We start from the raw sequence: 15,477 nt of genomic DNA on the forward strand, positions 1-15,477 counted from the left end.
ATGTCGATGATCGCATTAAAACAAGTCAAAAAAAGCTTCGGCGCGCTGACGGTATTGCAGGGCGTGAGCTTCTCGGTCGAAAAGGGCCAGGTCGCGGCACTGATCGGTGCCAGCGGATCCGGAAAGAGCACCGCGCTTCGTTGCGTCGACCGTCTCGAAGTGATCGATAGCGGCGAGATCATCGTTGCTGACCACAAGGCGCACGACCCCCAGCTTGATCTGCGAAAGCTTCGTCTCGACGTGGGCATCGTGTTCCAGAGCTACAATCTTTTCCCGCATCTCACGATCGAAGAAAACGTCATGCTTGCCCCGCGTTCCGTGAAAAATGTGCCGAAGCATCAGGCACGCGACCTTGCGCGGGCAGCACTCGAGCGCGTCGGTCTCGGCGAAAAGGCCAACCACTATCCAGAGCAGCTATCGGGTGGACAGCAGCAGCGCGGCGCTATCGCCCGATCGCTGGCGATGGAGCCCAAGGTGATGCTGTTCGACGAAGTGACCTCGGCACTCGATCCGAAGCTGACGGGAGAAGTACTGCGTGTCATCGAGAAGCTAGCCGAGAGCGGCATGACGATGATCATGGTGACGCATGAGATGAATTTCGCACGCAAGGTCGCAGATCGCGTGATCTTCATGCACCGGGGACTCGTCCACGAGGAGGGCGATGCGTCGATCCTGAGTGCACCAACCACTTCGGAGCTGCAGGATTTCCTGAGTCACGATCTCTGAAATTAAAACAAAACGGAGGAGAATAAAATGTTGAAGAAATTTCTAGCATTGGGCGCCGTGGGGGCCATGCTGACAGCCCAGGCACTGCCGGCCATGGCCGACACATATGCCGATATCATCGCTGCAAAGAAGATCCGCGTGTCGACCGATCTTGCCATCCCGCCCTCCGGCATGCTTGATGCCAACCTCAAGCCTGTTGGTTCGGACGTGGAAACCGCGCAGCTCCTCGCCAAGGATTGGGGCGTCGAGCTGGAGTTCGTGCAGACGACCGGCTCTACACGCATTCCGAACCTTCAGACGAATAAGGCCGACATTGTCATCTCGACGCTTTCTGTAACGCCGGAGCGAGCGCAGGTCATCGATTTCTCGAAACCCTATGCGGGTCTTCTGTCTGTGATTGCCGCGCCGGCAGCCTCTCCAATCAAGGACTGGGCTGATCTGAAAGGCCAGTCGGTCACAGTGACACGTGGCACGACGCAGGACAGCGAGTTAACGAAACTGGCGAGCGAACACGGCTTCACCGTCACTCGTTACGATGACGATGCGACCATGGTCACCGCAGCCGTCTCAGGACAGGCAAAGGCGATCGCAACATCGGCCACATTGGTGAAGCAGGTTCACGATAAAAATCCGACGCTTGCTTTCGAGCCGAAGATCACCATTCGCGTTCTGAACCTGGCTATCGGCCTTAAGAAGAGCGAGCCGGAATTGCTGGCCAAGCTGAACGAATGGGTCGCGGCGAACCTGAAGAACGGCAAGCTGAACGAGATCTACCAGAAGTACCACGGCACCCCGCTGCCGGAGGAGATCGTCGACGCGAAGTGACCGATCGGCGTGGGCGGTCGGCACAGGGAGGGTTCTTTTCGGCCGTTCACGTTTCACACATGACTTAACCAAATGGGAGGAAAAAGCATGACAATCAGAAAATTCCTGACGATGGGTGCCGTTCTGGCAGTGGCCGCCTTCGCAGTGGCTCCGGCTTCGGCCGATACGCTTGCGGATATCAAGGCAGCAGGCAAGCTGCGCGTCTCGATCGATTTGGCAAGCCCACCGAATGGTATGCTGGACGGAGGCCTCGAGGCGACCGGATCGGATGTCGAGACAGCGGAGCTTCTGGCGAAGGACTGGGGGGTAGAGCTCGAAATCGTTCAGACGACGGGCGCGACCCGCATTCCGAACCTGCAGACGAATAAGGCGGATATCGTCATTTCGACGCTGGCGGTCACGGAAGAACGCAAACAGGCCATTGATTTCTCGACACCATATTCTGGCCAGCTCTCAATGGTCGGTGGGCCAGCCTCGATGCAAGTCAAGGATTGGTCCGATCTCAAGGGCAAGGTGGTTACCGTATGCCGGGGCACAACCCAGGACGTTGATATGACCAAGAGGTCTTCCGAGGTCGGATTCACGATCGCCCGCTACGATGACGAAGGTGCCATGGTGACCGCCGCCGTCTCCGGCCAGGCCACGATTGTCGCCTCATCCGAGGCTCTCATCAAGCAGATCGCGATCAAGGCGAAGTCGCAGGCCTTCGAGCCGAAATTCACGATCCGTGTCTTCGATCTCGCGGTCGGTGTACGTAAGAACGAGCCTCAACTCCTTGCAGCCGTCAACGATTGGGTTTCCACCAATCTGAAAAACGGCAAGTTGAATGAGATATACGAGCGTTACCACGGACATCCGCTACCCGACGAGATCGTAAAAGGCAAATAGTGAACGCGCTCCGGGAGGTAGCAAACTCCAGGAGCGTCAGAATATCACAGCAAGTTAAGCGTTTACTGAGAAATTAAGCCAACCAGCGTCCAGACTTCTGTCGGCCCGAATTATGCTTTTCATTAGGGCTAACCTCATGTTTATTTTATGAAACAAACACCAATCGGGGTGCGCGCGTCAGGCCTATCGACGAAGATTTCGTGCAGGATATCTGTGAGATAGAAGTGCTGATCGAACCTGCCTTGCCCCGCTGCTTCGTGGACATCGCCACCAAGGCCGGGATCGAGAGTCTGGAAAATCTGCAGCAGCAGATCGAAGAACAGAGCTTCTCGGATGAGACGAAGCATTCCAACCTCGATTTTCAGTTTCATCGACTGATGTATGACCGGCACTATAATCGCCACGCCGTCGATCTCTGGGTGCGCCACGGCCAGATTCTCGGCGCGATCAGCCGCCAGTTTTCCACTTCTGTCAAGCGCTAGCGGGACGTGATGGAGGAGCATAAGGAACTGGTGCGCTACCCGAAACTGCACGACGCCGATGCAGCGTCGGCGGCCATTGCCAAGCATGTTTCAGGCTTAGGCGCCCATATCATCGAGCATATGCGCGCGCGTCGCTGGTAAAAGCATGACCGCTGTATGACAGCAGGTTCGGTCGCGCGCGGCGCTTTTGCAAATGCGATTTACCTTTGATCGGCCAGTCGACCAACATTTGCGGGGAATATGGGATCGGCCTTTATACTGTCGGGTCGATGCAACGGTGAATTCGTCTCAACTCAGCGTTACACTTGTGTGGCAGAACCACGACCTTGTCCTTTGTGTTTTAACTTGTTTCGTTACGCGGGTCTAAGCGCCCGTAGAGCTTCGACAAGCAATCTATGATCATCAGTATCGGGCAAGCCACTGACACAAGCGGTTCCAATGAGAGTGCCGCCGCGCAGGATCAATGGAAATCCTCCTCCGCTTGCGACAAACTTTTCTTTCGGCAGGCGAAAACGGTCGTTGAAATCGTAGTTTCCAACCTCCGCCTCAAGCCGAACTGCAAGCGAGCTCTTGTGAAAACGATGCGCAACGGCCCGTTTGCGCCCCGTCCAGTCGAGATTGTCTATGGTTGCGCCGGGCAGCAGTGTCGTGAACACCGGAGATAGACCGTGACTGATCTCGATCGCGACAGGCGCATTTTCAGCGCTTGCCCGTGCGCGAATTTCTTGTCCGAGAGCCCATGCAAAATCGTAGCCGAACCTGTCAAGCTCAAGCTCTTGTTGTTCGGTGGCGAGGCTCTCCAAAGTGTAGGTCATATAATCATCCGTTCACGAGGCATTGATAGGATACGCAACGAATGCAAAACGGGTGCAGTCCGGCGACCAACTGTTGACATTGATTGTCCCTTGCCCCCCGAAAAGACGGGCAACTGTTCTGGGTTTAGACCATTGATTGTCCTCCACCAACCTTAATTCAACCCACAGATCGGCCGGGTGGCCGCGCGTATTAGGAGGGCAGGCGAGGTACACCGCTTTCTGGCCGTCTGGGGAAATATGAGGAAACCAATCAACGGTCTCTTCGTAAGTTAGCCTCTCGGTATCGGTTCCGTCCAGCCGCACCCTGGCGATTTGTGCATGGCCGGAGAAAGCCTCGGTGTTGAAGTAAAGCCATGCGCCATCCGGACTGTATTCCGGTCCATCCGCCGGGACCCCACCAGACGTGATCTGCTGAAACCCTTTACCGTCAGCTTCGAGCTTGTAAATCTCCGCAGACTGAAACGAAAGCCGCCCATCAAATAATTGAGCCTCGACGCCCACGAACGCGAGTTGCCTCCCGTCGGGCGAAACGCCGTGTAGAAAATGTAGCAGGTTGACAGGACCTTCACGGCCGGAGATCTTTACGGCTTCACCGCCATTCAATGGTGCTCGATAGATTTGCCAGTCGTCATAAGTCGAAACGAAGATATGCTCGCCATCCGGGTCAAGCACATGGTCGTTATTCATGCGAGGAAGGCCACTCAGGGGTATGAGTTCCAGACTAGGCGAGGACACGGGTAAACGCCACAAATGCCCATCCCCATTCAGAATGAGGGTGTGACCGTCAAGGCTCCAGTTCGGGGCCTCCAGGAGGAGATTCTTCGTTTCGTACAGCAATCGATTGTTCCCGGTTGCCGTGTCATGGATCCAGACCTGACACATCTGATTTGCCGCTAGCTGTCGCAGTGGAACACTCATGGCAGGATACGTCCTCTCGTTTGCATGAGGCTTTGATCGAGAAGCTTCATCACGCTCAAAGTCAGATAATGGGGAGCAAGGGAACTCTCTTTTTGACCTTCCCGAAGGCAGTTGGCTGCTTTCTCGATCTCCCAGCGGTACCGCTCCCGGCTTGCAGGCTCGGTCAGTTCTTCTGGCTCCCTGTTACCCGAACTCAGAAGAGCCCGGCCTGGATTGAAAAGGTTGTCTGTCACAGAAAGCCAGCCGTCGTCGCCGATAGGCCTGAATGTAGAAATATCTGCGCCTCCGGCTCCCGGAACAAAACCTCCCGACATCACCGCATGCCCCTCAGCGTTACTCATCAGAATTGCTGATGCGCCGTCGACACCGCGATCAGTCAATCGGCCTGATGCCGTGATTTTGGGGGAAGAAAAAAGATTGGGAGCGAGTCCTGCAAGAGTGTTTAAGGGGTAGACCATGCATTCAAGCGTAAGGCTGCCGCCGAGGTCGGGGTCCGATACGCGCGAGTTCCTCGGTCCGCCCATTGGACCGATCAAGGCCGCAAAAGCGCGGGGCGTCCCAATGTCCCCCGCTTCAACCCGAGCAGCAAGTTTACGAAACAACGGATTGCACAAGGTCCACATGGCATCCCTCATGTGGAGGCCTCGCTCGCTTGCCAGTGTCAGAACGTCTTCTGCCTCTCCGGCATTCATCGCAAACAGCTTCTCGACCATCAGTGATTTGTCACCTTCGCGCATGAGCCGGGCATGCAGGTGATGATGGCTGTGCGGGTTGCAATATAAACAATGTCCACATTCGGGTCCGCTGCAATTGCGGCGTTGCCGCCATACGCTTTGTCGATGCCGTACTTCTCGGCAAAGGTCTTTGCTCTGCTAAGGTCACGAGACGCAACAGCAACACATCTTGAACCTGGTGCACACGCCAGATCTTCGGCAACCACGCCATCTATTCAGAGAGGTTTCCTTGAAAGGCAATTTCGATACCAAACGCAACTCGGGGTATAAGGATGAGATCGCCTTCCGTTACCATTTTCCAAAGCAATATAGGGGCATCGCTGAAGCGTTGGTCGGTGATTGGATCATTTCCGGGAGCCTCAACGCGACGGCGGGTGCAGGGCATATGTAGCAAGCGCAAAGGTCGTGACCTTGGAAAACGATCCTGTCAGTCCCGGCCATGACCATGCCGTTATGGAGTAATATCAAGAGTTGACTGCAGCACTACAACGCTGTGCGTCCGCATTCGTCATTGAACTACTGGCCACCGGCAACTGATGCCACTGCGTGGCCTCCCCCAGAATAGCCTTGCTTCAACTCAACGAGTGGCAGCCAGACCCAGTATGCACTAACACTTAACCCGGATTAGCCGACTGGAGTGCCCCCCGTTTCACCGACAGGGATAGACCACTTATTAGGCAATTTTCGCCTATCCAAGACTCTGTACATATTGGCGTAGACCGGTCCCTCGCCACCCTGTGGCGGCACCCAGTTGATGTTCTGGTTGGGATCCTTGATGTCGCAGGTCTTGCAATGCACGCAGTTCTGGGCGTTGATGACGTAGACTTGCCTGCCATCCTTCAGCGTGCCGAAGAAGGAGAAACCGAACAGCTGGTTCGTCCACATGTCCAGACCGCCGAGGCCAAGGCCGAGAGCCGTGCCGAATTTCGACCAGAGCGGCTTGACGTTCCTGACCCGCTTCAGGTCCTTGCCGATATCGCCGTCGCGCCATTCGGCTTCGATCTCGACCACCTCGTCATGGGCGCGGCCGGCAGAGAGGGCCGCAGCGATCTTTTCCGCCGCCAGCATGCCCGAAAGCACCGCATTATGGCTGCCCTTGATGTGCGGCACGTTGACGAAACCGGCGGAACAGCCGATCAGCGCGCCGCCGGGGAAGGTGAGCTTCGGCACCGACTGGTAACCGCCTTCGGTAATCGCGCGCGCACCATGAGAGATGCGCTTGCCGCCCTCGAAGGTGTCGCGGATCGCCGGATGCGTCTTGAAGCGCACCACAAAGCCGACGGCGACGAGGTTAGATCTTGAAATAGAGCAGCAGAATAGTGAAGTCTTGGCCTCAATGAATCACAGGTCCAACCTGCAGCTTCGCCTCCAGCACACGGTCGAGGGACTGTCGGTCGCAGCAGTTTCGTACTATGGGTCGGACTTGTGGGCTACTTCTCGAAAGGGATTGAGGAAGGCGGCCTCCATTTCAAGGCGGCCAGTTTCACGGTGATGTCGGTTCCGGTCTCTTTGTGTGTTGTCATTCGGACAATAAGGAAACGTCATACCGCAGAGTAAATCGCAAGATTTCCAAATTAACTCGTGAAGGGTGACTGCTTGGCCATGCGGAACTGCAAACACGCTCATAACCCGCGCTGGCTCATTCGTCGGAGGGGATGATCCGCAAACGGCAGAAGAAGCGGTTTCGAGGCTCAGTGTTCACCTGATATATTATGGCCAGACGCACCTCCTCTGGGTGATCATAAATGATGATGTTGCCGACGCTCGCCTGATTTGTTCAAACCCAATCTTTGAACGGAGAAGGCACGACCGGACCGTGCGGGTGGTTGCATTGTTGACCTAGGTGAGGCCACCCGGGCAACGGATGGTGAATAATTTTCTTATTTAATCGCGAACGTACATGCCAATTGCTTCTCGACAAGGCGCTCAGCACTTAAGAAGCTGCAGATACTACAGATTTGAGATTCCAGCAGTAAATCCATTCGCGTGTTGTTGGGGGGGGGCGATGCGATGAAGCGTGAAACGGACACTCCATCCTTTGGCGGCCGGGGGCCATTGTACTTTGCCAAGCTAGCCACTAATCTTAGTCCGATCGTTGGAATAATTTTTATAGCAATTTAAACAAGATATAGAACTAGATGGCGATCGGCGGTCCGATTCCCAAGAAGAGCGTTTAGCATGTACATTGCATAGATGTTTGCTGGAGCGCCTTATGCCGCCATCGCTACAGTTTAATGTCGTAGGTCACCCAGGTCGTCTTGCTGGCCACGCGGTCATAAACACCGCGACCCCGGTAATTGTTTTCCGCCGTTATCCAGCGCACAACGGACCACCCGTTTTTGGCCGCAATCTCGCGCACCGCTGCGATTAAGGCGTCGGCGACGCCCAGTCCACGTGCGCTGGAAGAAACGAAAAGGTCGTCCAAGAAGCAGCCCGTCGTCGCTGAAAGCGGACGAGCGAAGGGGCGGAAGTGGGTAAGCCCGATCACTCCCCCGTCTTCGTCAACGGCTAAGAGCCCACGGGATTCTTGTGTTTCGTCGAGCAGCCAGGACCAGACGGTGTCCCGCATTTCGGTCGTCTGGGTGACTTTGTAAAACTCGGCATAGCCCTGATAGAGGCTGTCCCATTGCGATCTGTCATCGACACGAAACGGGCGAATGAAAAATTTGGTCACAGGTTAATCCTAGTAAAAACTCATGGAGCCGCCGGCGCAACAGTTTTCTGTTTTCCGGCAAGACGGATAAGTGCAAGCGCCAGTTCGGCAAGCGTGAGCGACAAGACGACGGCAAGAAACCAGTGGTTGCCAATATGCACGATCAGCCAGCCGCCGAGCATGGGAAAACCGAAAATACCGAAGAAATATGCAATAACGAACCACGTCAGCGCCGCCGAGCGTAGTGGTGAAGGCGCATCATTTACCGCTTGCGTCTGGATAATGGAATAGACCAGCCCATAGCCGAGGCCAAGCGTGATTGCTGAGGCTAGCTGAACAAGGAAACCCGCAGGAAAACCGAAGGCCAAGACGACGCCGAGCGTCATTAAAACCAAAAGAAACACAGCCAAACGGTCCGGATCAGCTTTTGTCAGTGTTGGCGCCAGAAAGAAGCGCGAGGCGACGACCGTTATGGCGTAGGCGCCATAATAAGTTCCGGCCTCCAGTGTGGTTCCGCGGATCAGCGACGTCTGGAAGGTCATGAGACCTGTGAAGACCGAGGCGCCGAGCCCGACCATCAGGATAGGGAACAGCGCCCGACTGCGAACTAAAGCAGGGAGGGCGCGGACCCAAGCAGTCGATTCATGGGTGTTTTGCGCCACGCGCGGACGAGGCGAAATGATCTCGAAGGAAAACAGCATGACCGAAGCCAGGGCGCAGGCGCCAGCAATCACGTTGAAAGCTTCGGCGGTGCTCAGCCCGAGATTGTTGATCAGCGCCGTCGAAGCAATGGGGCTGAGGCCAATGCCGCCCATCTGGAACACGCCGAAGCGAAGAAACCAGAAGCCTCGATCCTGATCCGTCACGCGGCCAGACAGCGCCAGCGGGGCGGCAAGGTAGAAGGCCCCCCAGCCAAGCCCAATGAAGATACCAGCAATGGTCAATAACGGCGAAATGGCGGTCTGCGAGGCGATGACTGCATAGCCGATCGCCACCAGAAAGGCGCCGAGTGACGCCATACGCGCCGCACCCACTCGGCCGCCAAACCAGCCGACCACTGGAACGCCGACGAGCGTACCGACCATGGCGCCGAACAACGTCTTGCCTGTCTCAATCTCGCTTCCGCCAAGCGTGCGGAAATGTTCTGTCATCAAAAAGGTTGCCCCATAACCGAGAGCGGTCAGGAGCGTTGCGGTGAAAAGAAGATACGCATGGGACGAGCGCATGAGAAATTCCTGCTTATATTGAGTGGACCTTTCATTTCGTGTTTTGGGCGCATATTAAAGGTCCACTTCATTAAGGGGAAACGGACCACTCGGCAGGGGCAGATGACTTTGGATGTTACCAGAAGGCGCGAAAGCGCCGCTCACTTGGTCGATGTCGATATCGACCGTGCAAGCAATGTTACCATCGGGCGACAGATCTATCTCGCCTTGCGGCAGGCGATCGTTGCTGGGCGCACGCCGCCCGGCGCGCGACTGCCCTCGACGCGTGTAGCCACTGCCTTATGGAAGGTGTCGCGCGGAAGCGTCGTCGAAGCCTACGACATGCTGCTGAGCGAGGGGTATATCGAAGGTCGTCCCGGATCAGGAACCTATGTAGCCGAGGACGTGCCAATGCGCGGGCGAATCTGCAGGCAAAACAAAGCCACGGATGCGACCGTGGGGCGTGTATCCAGAGCCGCAGCGCTGATGATTTCTACATCCGCACTTGAGCCGCCGCCACAGGTGGCATTCGTTCCCGGGCGAGCAGCGCTGGATGAGAAATCCCGAGCGATTCTGACGCGGCTTGGTCATCGCCATGTTGGCGCCGCCTCGGGCGTCTACGGCGACCCTCGTGGATTGCCGCAGTTGCGCGAGGCGGTTGCGACCTATCTGTCGGCCGCGCGGGGGCTGCGTTGCGACCCCGAGCGAGTGATCATTACGTCGGGCGCACAACAGGCGATCGACCTTGCTGCGCGAACGCTCATCGACCCCGGCGAGCGGGTTGCGATCGAGGATCCAAGTTATCCGCCGGCACGGCTCGCCTTCAGCGCCATTGGCGCAGCATTGACGCCGATCCCGGTGGATGGCTCGGGAATCCGTGTAGACATCTTACAGCAGTCCGGCGTGGATATTCGCGCTGTCTATGTTACGCCGTCGCATCAATATCCGACAGGCAGTGCTCTTTCCATGGCGCGTCGGATGGCTTTGATCGATTGGGCAGCGACTACGAACGCATGGATACTCGAAGACGATTACGACAGCGAATTTCGCTACGATGAACGGCCTCTCAATGCGCTGCAGGGGATAGACGAGCATAACCGCGTCATCTACATAGGCACCTTCAGTAAGGCGCTGTTGCCGGGCTTGCGCTTGGGCTACCTTGTCGTGCCCGAAGCGCTGGTTTCTGCGTTTAGCAGCGTTAGGGCGGTGTTTGACCGTTTCCCGGCAACATTCCACCAGTTAGTGGTCGCTGACTTCCTGACCGAAGGGCATTTTTCCAGCCATCTGCGTCGGATGCGCGAGACCTATAGAACGTCGCGCGATATGCTGTTTCACTTTCTGCAGGTGCGTGTCTCGTCTCATCTGAAAGCGGAGCTTCCGAAGCAGGGCATTCATCTGCTTGCCGAGCCGCTCCATGACCGGGCCGACACCGAGATCGCCGAAACAACTCGCCGGGCAGGTATTACGCTGCTGCCGATCTCACCAATGTCGCTCCTCGAAAAGCCACGACACGGCATTCTACTTGGTTTTTCTGCCTTGTCAGAAAGGGACGCTGATATCGCGACGTTTCGGCTAGCCAAAGTCTTGAGCGCGATTTGACCTAAAGAGCGTGGCAGCCGCCTAGGCTCGGCACAGGTCGAAGAGTTGATTATGCTCAAGGTGAACCATCATTAGACACGGTTGTTTTTGCATAAACGCGTCGCGCTTGGACTGTACACTACAGACTTCTTTGCGGACACTCTTGGCGTGCGAGTGGTGAAAGGTGTGTCGACGGCAGACATTGTCTGGATCATGGCAACAATGAGTATTCCCAGGCGATCGGGCGTTGAGGGCTCCTGCTCATTTCGATTGCCGATCGACCCTGCCTCAGACGACTTGAGGCCCTCGCGAAACATCTCTCGATCGTCATGACCTTTGACGACAATCGCATAATCGTTGCGGGCGACGCTGTGCCACAGTTCGAGGGTGCCGGTCTTGCCGCTACGAGCTACCGTGTCGCGGGCGATCATCATCGCGTAGTCCGGATGCGACATGTCGCATCTCGGCACCTCTTGCGAGCTTACTATCGTCGCGACCGGAATTCCGACCGCGATCGGCAGGTTTGAATCACTGAATCAGACGATGTGTCCTGCCAATCCTTCGGACAGTATTCTCATCGATCCCGGCCTTGCTCGCGTATTGCGGCCAACTCGACAAGACGTCGCGAATACCAGCGACCAATGATTTGGCCCTGGTAGGCTTGATGGAGGCGTTCTCGGCGAATGCAAGAAGATCCTTGAGGTCAAAGCCATCTCGCTTGCCATTCAGACTCATCTGATGCTGTCCCGTCCATTCGCCGCCGGGATTATAGGAATAGTTGACGTTGAACGCGGGGGATAGTTTCCAATCGCCTTCCTGGTTCATCAGGAACGCTATGTTTTTGACGTGGTCATCCTGATTCCTCGCTATGACATTAAAAACAGCCCGAATGAATTGCTGTTCAAGAGCTGGCGCACCAAGACCAAGCTCGCGGATCGTCAGGATCGCCTGCTCGTAGGAGTATCCTCGAGGGTCGTTGAAATCGAAGTGCTGCAACGCGCATAGGGATTGCATATGTAGCTTGTGCGTCACGCCCCTCCTGTCGACCGGCCGGTCAAACCGCCGCGTCATGAAATGGCTTCGACCACCTTCATGGTGCAACCGGGAGGGCATCATCTCTATTCCTGCGTCTATCGCCATCAGGTAGTAAGCGTACTCAATCAACCCAAACCCCTGAGGGTCGGGCTCTTCCTTATCGCGGTTGCTGTCGATACCGTCGAATTTCATCAACCAATGCTCAAAGCCTTCTCCCGCATCGATCTGACCATGTCGGAATTCGCCGGTTTCCTCGTTCCATGCCAGGATCGCTTTGGCACGTGCCCCTCCAGCCGACGTACCAACGCGAAGGATATCGTCGATCGCGGCGAGGTCATTTTTGCCGGCCGGGATACCTTCAAGGTCTGCTTTCTCGCTGAGGACAATATTTGCCAGCCGTACGAGGTTCGCCACTTCGATATTTCGGGCTTTACGATTGGTCCCCAAGAGGGAAGGTCTGAATTCCAACGCTCCCATCCCACGTGTGCCAACGTAACAAAGCCGTTCCACGGGATTGAAACTTTCCGGACCACGACCCTGCTCAGCAAGCCACGTGTTGATGAGCCTGTCGCCATACTTGTCCGGCAGAGCATCGGCCAACATCCCAGGCAAACCCTTGAAGGTAGTCTTGGGAAGTGACGGAAATGAATACGGGTCAGCGCTGAGCGGCATGACAAGAGGGGAAAGCTCGATGCCAGACTGTGCGAACTCGGGATCATATTGAAAAACGGCATAGCCGCTATCAGCAAGCCACGAGACAGCAGCGACTTCCCGCCCCCAGAGAACCACGGAAGCGTCAGTAGATGGCTCAGCCATTTATCATTCCTTTTCCCCCCATTCCCATTTCTTCGGAGGCTTTTGTGAGCTTGTGGGGCGGGACCTTTGGCGTTCCATCCCTTGAATGCGCACGCGTTCGATCGGCCGTACTCGAGAATCGGGGACAAGCAGGTCCAGGTTGCCTTCAATCTTCAGGGCGGTCAGTACCCGGAGCAGCGTATCGAGAGTGGGATTGTCACCTGCCTCAAGCCTCCGGAGCGTTCGCTCGGATATCCCGGCATCAACCGCCAACTGGCCTTGGGTGATGTTTCTGGACAAGCGAAGACGTTCAACCCTTTGCCCGATCTGCTTCGCGAGCATCTCCGGCGATATACGAGTTAAAGCGGCCATATACGACCTCAAATCAAACTAAAGCGCTTTTAATAGGACTCAAATTACCGCCTAACAAGAAGCGAGTTAATATCGTTATAAGCGGACGCTTAGATCCTATTATTGACAATTTAAAGGATAATCGGCCATCAATGACCTTTACGAGTTCGATCCTTCCTGAAGTGTGTACGCGCACCCTTCCATGTCTGTGCGCTGAAGGTCGAAAAGCTGACACTTACATTGATCTTGTCGATCCAATCGTCCTCACATTGACTGGCCGACGATTATGATCACTCGCCACGGCGATGTTGTCGCCTACCGTAGTGCCTTCAAAGCCGGCATCCAGGACTTTCTCACAAAGCCGGTCGATGGCGAAGTTCTGTTCGAGGCGCTCCAGCAGGCCTTCGAAAGCCTGGATGCGCGGCTGGAGCGGTGCGAAGCCCAACGGCAGTTAGCAAAGTTGACGAACCGCGAACGCGAAGTTTTCGAGATGATCGCCAACGAATGGGCAAGCAAGGAGATTGCGGCAGCGCTCGGCGTATCAGTACGTACTGTCGATGCACCTCGGGTAAAAATTTCCGGAAAACCCGGTACCAGTTCGGTAGCCGAGTTCGTGCGGTTGATGCTCACCAGCAAGACGACGCAATAGGTAGTTCTACCTACTCTGTATGGTGGCAACGCGGATTCTGTGATGGAAGTCGATTAGGTACGACTTGGGCCGGGAAAGCCAGACGCTTCTCCAATCAAAAACAGGAACCACTCTGTGATCAAACGTTTTCTCGTAGTAGCATTCGCCTTCAGTTCCACGATCGGCGCGGCCCAGGCCGAACTCCTTACCGAAAAGAATATCCCTTCCGACCTCGCCGTTCAAATGGCCAGCAATGCAGTCGAAGCTTGCGCTGCAGACAACTATAGTGTGAGCGCAGCCGTCGTCGATCGTGCGGGTGTCCTTCGCGCGCTGGTTCGTGCAGACAATGCTGGTCCGCACACCGTTGACTCTTCGCGCGCCAAGGCCTTCACCTCTGCGTCGTTGCGGATACTAACCTCGAAGCTGGCAGAGAATGCCGCGAACAATCCGGGTTCGGCCCAGGTGGTGAACATTCCCGGCTTTTTGGTGCTTGGGGGTGGCGTACCAATCAAGGCTGGCGATGTGGTGATTGGCGCGATTGGCGTCGGTGGGGCTCCAGGGGCGAATCTCGACGAGGCCTGTGCCGTCGCCGCAATCAACAAAGCTTCTGAAGCGCTGAAATAGCCCCGCGCCAAGCGCAACGCTTGCTCCCCGGCCGCTGCCGGGGGGCGATCCTATTGTCCACCTTGCCTGTCCGCCGGTGTGAATTTTGTGAGGACGGCACTCTTTCACCGATAAGCCTTGCTATTGGCGCTGCGGCCGGGTCGCTGTGTCGTGCCGTGTTGACAGTCTCGGACTACCCGCGTTGCTCTCTGCCTACGCAACGGCACGTGGCTATCATGGCGTGGGATTCGGCGGTATTTCCGTTGGTGGCCTCGTTAACAATTACCGCGTCTTCCCACAAATCCCGGCCGATCATCTAAGGTAAACGCACGACCTTGCGCGCAACGCTTTCACGAAGGGAGAGCTTCCCGCGCATGGTGCGGAACTGGCCGACGATCTTGAGCGGCTGGTCGACTCCACGGCGCCGAGACCATTGCAGCCGTGATCTTAGAGCCCGTGGCGGGGTCGACCGGTGTTCTCCTCCCACCAAAGGAATATCTCGAGCGGCTCAAGGCAATCGCGGACAAACACGGGATCCTGCTCATTTTCGATGAGGTGATCAGCGGGTTCGGGCGTCTGGGCTCTCCATTCGCGGTTGATCACTTCGGAGTAACGCCGGATATTATCACCGCTGCGAAAGGACTGATGAACGGCGCCGTGCCGATGGGCGCAGTGTTTGCCAATAGCGAGGTTCACGGCGCACTGATGCAGGGGCCTGAAGGTGCAATCGAACTCTTCCATGGCTACACATATTCTGGCCATCCTGTTGCACGTGCCGCCGGTCTAGCGACAATCGAAATCTATCGCAAGGAACGCCTCCTTACTCGCGCGGCTGAAATCGCTCAGTATTGGGAGGGAGCGGTCCATGGACTGAAAGGATGCAAGAACGTTATCGACATCCGGACGATAGGTCTGGTCGCCGGCGTCGAACTCGCGGCGCGAGATGGAGCGGTCGGCAAGCGAGCCTTCGATGTGTTCGTGGAGTGCTTCCAGAAGGGCGCACTTATCCGAGTGACAGGTGACATCATCGCGCTGTCTCCCCCCGCTGACGATCGAGAAAAGCCAAATCGATGACCTCCTGTCGATTCTGGCCGAAGCGATCGATCACGCCGAATAAAGCAGATGCGGAGCGCGAGGTTGAAAAACGCCAGAGTCGCTTTCGCGCTCCCCCGCACCTTCCGCCGGAAATGGCATTCGGAGTTCTCCACCTAATTTAGGGAAACCGCTATCCGTCGAAATCG

General features: G+C 56.3%; 18 protein-coding genes and 2 pseudogenes. 10 read left to right on the plus strand and 10 right to left on the minus strand.

Annotated elements, in window-relative coordinates; translation table 11 throughout:
• The 5 genes from O8B93_RS24785 to O8B93_RS24805 all read left to right on the plus strand — a co-directional run bounded on the left by O8B93_RS24785 (nucleotide 1) and on the right by O8B93_RS24805 (nucleotide 3,062).
• Nucleotides 1-726, plus strand: a complete 726-nt coding sequence (locus O8B93_RS24785) for an amino acid ABC transporter ATP-binding protein (RefSeq protein ID WP_269712473.1) — start codon at nucleotides 1-3, stop codon at nucleotides 724-726.
• 27 nt (nucleotides 727-753) lie between these two features.
• Entirely contained in the window at nucleotides 754-1,551 is a 798-nt protein-coding gene (locus O8B93_RS24790) for a transporter substrate-binding domain-containing protein (RefSeq protein ID WP_405049090.1), read from the plus strand.
• Between the two features lie 87 nt (nucleotides 1,552-1,638).
• Nucleotides 1,639-2,439 (plus strand): transporter substrate-binding domain-containing protein, encoded by an 801-nt coding sequence (locus O8B93_RS24795; protein ID WP_269712474.1) that lies wholly within the window; start codon nucleotides 1,639-1,641, stop codon nucleotides 2,437-2,439.
• Nucleotides 2,440-2,639: 200 nt separating this feature from the next.
• Nucleotides 2,640-2,921 carry an FCD domain-containing protein gene (locus tag O8B93_RS24800; RefSeq protein WP_269712475.1) on the plus strand — a complete coding sequence of 94 codons (282 nt, stop codon included), beginning with the start codon at nucleotides 2,640-2,642 and terminating at the stop codon, nucleotides 2,919-2,921.
• A gap of 9 nt (nucleotides 2,922-2,930) precedes the next feature.
• On the plus strand, nucleotides 2,931-3,062 hold the full coding sequence (locus O8B93_RS24805; protein ID WP_269712476.1) for a hypothetical protein: 132 nt from the start codon (nucleotides 2,931-2,933) through the stop codon (nucleotides 3,060-3,062).
• A gap of 212 nt (nucleotides 3,063-3,274) precedes the next feature.
• On the opposite strand, the gene O8B93_RS24810 is transcribed toward O8B93_RS24805, so the two are convergent.
• The 5 genes and pseudogenes from O8B93_RS24810 to O8B93_RS24830 all read right to left on the minus strand — a co-directional run.
• Nucleotides 3,275-3,736, minus strand: a complete 462-nt coding sequence (locus O8B93_RS24810; protein WP_269712477.1) for a heme-degrading domain-containing protein — start codon at nucleotides 3,734-3,736, stop codon at nucleotides 3,275-3,277.
• A 12-nt stretch (nucleotides 3,737-3,748) separates the two neighbouring features.
• Nucleotides 3,749-4,423 carry a TolB family protein gene (locus O8B93_RS24815; protein WP_269712478.1) on the minus strand — a complete coding sequence of 225 codons (675 nt, stop codon included), beginning with the start codon at nucleotides 4,421-4,423 and terminating at the stop codon, nucleotides 3,749-3,751.
• A 227-nt stretch (nucleotides 4,424-4,650) separates the two neighbouring features.
• Nucleotides 4,651-5,367 (minus strand): Gfo/Idh/MocA family oxidoreductase, encoded by a 717-nt coding sequence (locus O8B93_RS24820; RefSeq protein WP_269712479.1) that lies wholly within the window; start codon nucleotides 5,365-5,367, stop codon nucleotides 4,651-4,653.
• The gene (locus tag O8B93_RS24825; RefSeq protein ID WP_269712480.1) at nucleotides 5,367-5,594 is read right to left on the minus strand and encodes a Gfo/Idh/MocA family oxidoreductase; all 228 of its coding nucleotides are present in this window, start codon (nucleotides 5,592-5,594) and stop codon (nucleotides 5,367-5,369) included. The genes O8B93_RS24820 and O8B93_RS24825 overlap by 1 nt, the downstream gene beginning before the upstream one ends.
• A 499-nt stretch (nucleotides 5,595-6,093) precedes the next feature.
• Nucleotides 6,094-6,681: pseudogene (locus O8B93_RS24830) on the minus strand (NAD(P)/FAD-dependent oxidoreductase); the annotation flags it as partial.
• Here O8B93_RS24830 and O8B93_RS24835 point away from each other — a divergent pair.
• The gene (locus tag O8B93_RS24835; protein ID WP_269712481.1) at nucleotides 6,602-6,880 is read left to right on the plus strand and encodes a DUF3422 family protein; all 279 of its coding nucleotides are present in this window, start codon (nucleotides 6,602-6,604) and stop codon (nucleotides 6,878-6,880) included. The pseudogene O8B93_RS24830 and the gene O8B93_RS24835 sit on opposite strands and share 80 nt — an antisense overlap.
• Before the next feature lie 732 nt (nucleotides 6,881-7,612).
• On the opposite strand, the gene O8B93_RS24840 is transcribed toward O8B93_RS24835, so the two are convergent.
• Together O8B93_RS24840 and O8B93_RS24845 are read right to left on the minus strand one after the other, a co-directional pair.
• Nucleotides 7,613-8,062: a GNAT family N-acetyltransferase gene (locus tag O8B93_RS24840; protein WP_269712482.1), complete on the minus strand. Its 450-nt coding sequence runs from the start codon at nucleotides 8,060-8,062 to the stop codon at nucleotides 7,613-7,615.
• 20 nt (nucleotides 8,063-8,082) lie between these two features.
• On the minus strand, nucleotides 8,083-9,267 hold the full coding sequence (locus O8B93_RS24845) for an MFS transporter (RefSeq protein WP_269712483.1): 1,185 nt from the start codon (nucleotides 9,265-9,267) through the stop codon (nucleotides 8,083-8,085).
• 102 nt (nucleotides 9,268-9,369) lie between these two features.
• On the opposite strand from O8B93_RS24845, the gene pdxR reads away from it, so the two are divergent.
• The gene (gene pdxR, locus O8B93_RS24850; RefSeq protein ID WP_269712484.1) at nucleotides 9,370-10,845 is read left to right on the plus strand and encodes a MocR-like pyridoxine biosynthesis transcription factor PdxR; all 1,476 of its coding nucleotides are present in this window, start codon (nucleotides 9,370-9,372) and stop codon (nucleotides 10,843-10,845) included.
• 71 nt (nucleotides 10,846-10,916) lie between these two features.
• Here pdxR and O8B93_RS24855 read toward each other — a convergent pair whose 3' ends face one another.
• The 3 genes from O8B93_RS24855 to O8B93_RS24865 all read right to left on the minus strand — a co-directional run bounded on the left by O8B93_RS24855 (nucleotide 10,917) and on the right by O8B93_RS24865 (nucleotide 13,026).
• Nucleotides 10,917-11,279, minus strand: coding sequence for a hypothetical protein (locus O8B93_RS24855; RefSeq protein ID WP_269712485.1), 363 nt, complete (start codon nucleotides 11,277-11,279; stop codon nucleotides 10,917-10,919).
• Nucleotides 11,280-11,352: 73 nt separating this feature from the next.
• Complete coding sequence (locus O8B93_RS24860) at nucleotides 11,353-12,675, minus strand: type II toxin-antitoxin system HipA family toxin (RefSeq protein WP_269712486.1); 1,323 nt, start codon at nucleotides 12,673-12,675, stop codon at nucleotides 11,353-11,355.
• Nucleotides 12,676-12,678: 3 nt separating this feature from the next.
• Complete coding sequence (locus O8B93_RS24865; RefSeq protein WP_269712487.1) at nucleotides 12,679-13,026, minus strand: helix-turn-helix domain-containing protein; 348 nt, start codon at nucleotides 13,024-13,026, stop codon at nucleotides 12,679-12,681.
• Nucleotides 13,027-13,291: 265 nt separating this feature from the next.
• Here O8B93_RS24865 and O8B93_RS24870 point away from each other — a divergent pair, with 265 nt between their 5' ends.
• From O8B93_RS24870 to O8B93_RS24880, 3 genes and pseudogenes are all read left to right on the plus strand, one after another.
• Nucleotides 13,292-13,654, plus strand: coding sequence for a response regulator transcription factor (locus O8B93_RS24870; RefSeq protein ID WP_269712488.1), 363 nt, complete (start codon nucleotides 13,292-13,294; stop codon nucleotides 13,652-13,654).
• A 114-nt stretch (nucleotides 13,655-13,768) separates the two neighbouring features.
• Nucleotides 13,769-14,257 carry a GlcG/HbpS family heme-binding protein gene (locus O8B93_RS24875; RefSeq protein ID WP_269712489.1) on the plus strand — a complete coding sequence of 163 codons (489 nt, stop codon included), beginning with the start codon at nucleotides 13,769-13,771 and terminating at the stop codon, nucleotides 14,255-14,257.
• 205 nt (nucleotides 14,258-14,462) lie between these two features.
• Nucleotides 14,463-15,353 (plus strand): annotated as a pseudogene (locus O8B93_RS24880) (aminotransferase class III-fold pyridoxal phosphate-dependent enzyme); the annotation flags it as partial.
• Between the last annotated feature and the right edge of the window lie 124 nt (nucleotides 15,354-15,477).

The sequence above is a fragment of the Martinezella rhizogenes genome, assembly GCF_027460065.1.
Taxonomy (GTDB): domain Bacteria; phylum Pseudomonadota; class Alphaproteobacteria; order Rhizobiales; family Rhizobiaceae; genus Agrobacterium; species Agrobacterium rhizogenes_C.

Coding starts and splice junctions, on each gene's coding strand:
- O8B93_RS24820 (WP_269712479.1), bottom strand. CDS start 5,367: ATGGTCGAGAAGCTGTTTGCGATGAATGCCGGAGAGGCAGAAGACGTT.
- O8B93_RS24855 (WP_269712485.1), bottom strand. CDS start 11,279: ATGTCGCATCCGGACTACGCGATGATGATCGCCCGCGACACGGTAGCT.
- O8B93_RS24790 (WP_405049090.1), top strand. CDS start 754: ATGTTGAAGAAATTTCTAGCATTGGGCGCCGTGGGGGCCATGCTGACA.
- O8B93_RS24785 (WP_269712473.1), top strand. CDS start 1: ATGTCGATGATCGCATTAAAACAAGTCAAAAAAAGCTTCGGCGCGCTG.
- pdxR (WP_269712484.1), top strand. CDS start 9,370: ATGACTTTGGATGTTACCAGAAGGCGCGAAAGCGCCGCTCACTTGGTC.
- O8B93_RS24845 (WP_269712483.1), bottom strand. CDS start 9,267: ATGCGCTCGTCCCATGCGTATCTTCTTTTCACCGCAACGCTCCTGACC.
- O8B93_RS24865 (WP_269712487.1), bottom strand. CDS start 13,026: ATGGCCGCTTTAACTCGTATATCGCCGGAGATGCTCGCGAAGCAGATC.
- O8B93_RS24795 (WP_269712474.1), top strand. CDS start 1,639: ATGACAATCAGAAAATTCCTGACGATGGGTGCCGTTCTGGCAGTGGCC.
- O8B93_RS24815 (WP_269712478.1), bottom strand. CDS start 4,423: ATGAATAACGACCATGTGCTTGACCCGGATGGCGAGCATATCTTCGTT.
- O8B93_RS24870 (WP_269712488.1), top strand. CDS start 13,292: ATGATCACTCGCCACGGCGATGTTGTCGCCTACCGTAGTGCCTTCAAA.
- O8B93_RS24805 (WP_269712476.1), top strand. CDS start 2,931: ATGGAGGAGCATAAGGAACTGGTGCGCTACCCGAAACTGCACGACGCC.
- O8B93_RS24860 (WP_269712486.1), bottom strand. CDS start 12,675: ATGGCTGAGCCATCTACTGACGCTTCCGTGGTTCTCTGGGGGCGGGAA.
- O8B93_RS24835 (WP_269712481.1), top strand. CDS start 6,602: ATGCGCTTGCCGCCCTCGAAGGTGTCGCGGATCGCCGGATGCGTCTTG.
- O8B93_RS24810 (WP_269712477.1), bottom strand. CDS start 3,736: ATGACCTACACTTTGGAGAGCCTCGCCACCGAACAACAAGAGCTTGAG.